The 1,739-nt window shown below is 49.7% G+C and carries 3 protein-coding genes; all 3 read right to left on the bottom strand.

Going from position 1 to position 1,739, the window contains the following annotated elements; translation table 11 throughout:
• Nucleotides 1-427 (bottom strand): phosphatase PhoE (gene phoE / locus ACWHAR_RS20625; protein WP_452087677.1); only part of this gene is annotated, 427 nt, incomplete at its 3' end.
• 70 nt (nucleotides 428-497) lie between these two features.
• Nucleotides 498-1,592, bottom strand: coding sequence for an acetyl-CoA C-acyltransferase (locus tag ACWHAR_RS20620; RefSeq protein WP_041351935.1), 1,095 nt, complete (start codon nucleotides 1,590-1,592; stop codon nucleotides 498-500).
• Nucleotides 1,589-1,739 (bottom strand): AMP-binding enzyme (locus ACWHAR_RS20615; protein WP_452087678.1); only part of this gene is annotated, 151 nt, incomplete at its 5' end. The genes ACWHAR_RS20620 and ACWHAR_RS20615, both read right to left, overlap by 4 nt.

The raw sequence follows: 1,739 nt of genomic DNA, 5'->3' as shown, positions 1-1,739 counted from the left end.
TTGCCGCACCGTGCGCCACGATCAGTACCTTCTTGTTTGGGTACGCCTGGTTCACTTTTGCCAAACCGCCCATCAGTCTGTCAGTGAGTTCTTCTAACGTTTCCATATTCGGATAGATGTTATCCGGATAGCGCTTTGTCCGTTCCTCCAGCGGCATGCCCTCCGCGTCGCCGTAATCGCGTTCCTTAAAATCATCCATCTCGACAATCGGAAGATGCAGATATTCATTAATAATTTCCGCGGTTCTTTTCGCTCTTTTCAGCGGGCTCGTCACGATAATATCCCAAGAAAAGTCCTTTACATATTCTCCGGTTTCTCTTGCTTGGCGTTCACCTGTTGTGTTTAGCGGAATATCGGTTTTTCCTTGGCATTTTTGCTGCAGGTTCCAATCGGTTTCTCCATGTCTTACTAAGCAAACGGCTGTCATAAAATCCCCTTCCTGACTTTATTCATATCGCTATTATACTAAATCGAAAGCATGCATCCTATAAAAAAGCCTATGCAAGAACTTCAAATAATAAAGCCAGCCCGATTCCGCCGCCGCTTCCGATGGCTGCAACAGCATATTGACAGTCTGTCCGTCTTTTCGCTTCATAAAACAATCTGGTTACCAGAGCTGCACCTGATGCACCGTATGGATGGCCAAGAGCTAATGCGCCGCCGCGCACATTGATTTTTGAAAAGGGAATGCCGAGTTCTTGCGAGCAGACACAAATTTTGACGGCAAAGGCTTCATTGATTTCAAATAAACCGATATCATCAGGTGTTACATCGTGTGTATGTAAGAGATTACGGATCGCATCAACCGGTGCCACGGGCGGAAAGTTGGGGTGAATGCCGCTGACAGCGCTGCCGATAAACCGAAGCACAGGCTTAAGTCCCAGGGCTGCCGCTTTTTCTTCTTCCATTACCAAAAGAGCGGCTGCTCCGTCTGCTATGCCGCTGCTGTTGGCTGCTGTGACTGTTCCGGAGCTGGTGTCGAAAACCGGCTTTGCGCGGGGAATAATCGCTTTTATCGGACGTGTTTTCAAAAATGCTTCGTCTGTCTCCAATTCCCCGAGAGGAACAATTTCTTCACGGTAAAATCCTCCATCATGCGCGTTCCTGCTGCGTTGATGGCTGAGAAGCGCGTACTCATCCTGCATGCTTCTGCTGATGGAATAGCGTGCTGCCGTATATTCTGCTGCGATTCCCATGTCGGGATCGCCGATGGCATCTGGAGAAAAGCGGGCCCGTTCTGAAAAAGGGGATTGGCTGCTGCTTTCTGAGCCGCCCGCGATATACATCGTGCCGGCTCCCGCTTGAATAAGGCTGCAGGCATAGCGCACAGCTTCAAGGCCGGAGCCGCACTGTCTGTCAATTGTCATTCCGGGAACCGATAAAGGCAGTCCGGCTTGAAGGGCTGACAGTCTGGCGAGGTTGCCGCCTCTGCCGGTAGCATTTCCGAGAATGACCTCGTCAACTTGATCCTCTAGCTTTCGGCTGAGACAGCGGATGATGGGAGCTGACAAATCCTCCGGCAGGAAGGGCTTCAGCAGTCCGTTTTGATTTCCAAAGATCGTTCGTTTTGCATCAACAATAACCGCATTCATTTATACTGTACGCCCTCTTCCAGCCATTTTTTCACACTGGAACGGGCAATTTTTCCGCTGCTCGTTTCCGGCAAGCTGTCTGCAAACACCCATTTTTTCGGGATTTTATAGGAGGCTAATTTCTGTTTACACCAGGCTTTCAGTGTT

Source organism: Bacillus sp. LR--39, assembly GCF_053613335.1.
Note: the sequence above shows the minus strand (reverse complement) of the source record. Positions and strands in the feature narration are given on the sequence as shown.

Bases quoted from the DNA above. Each gene is read 5' to 3' on its own strand.
- ACWHAR_RS20620 (WP_041351935.1), bottom strand. From the start codon at position 1,592: ATGAATGCGGTTATTGTTGATGCAAAACGAACGATCTTTGGAAATCAA.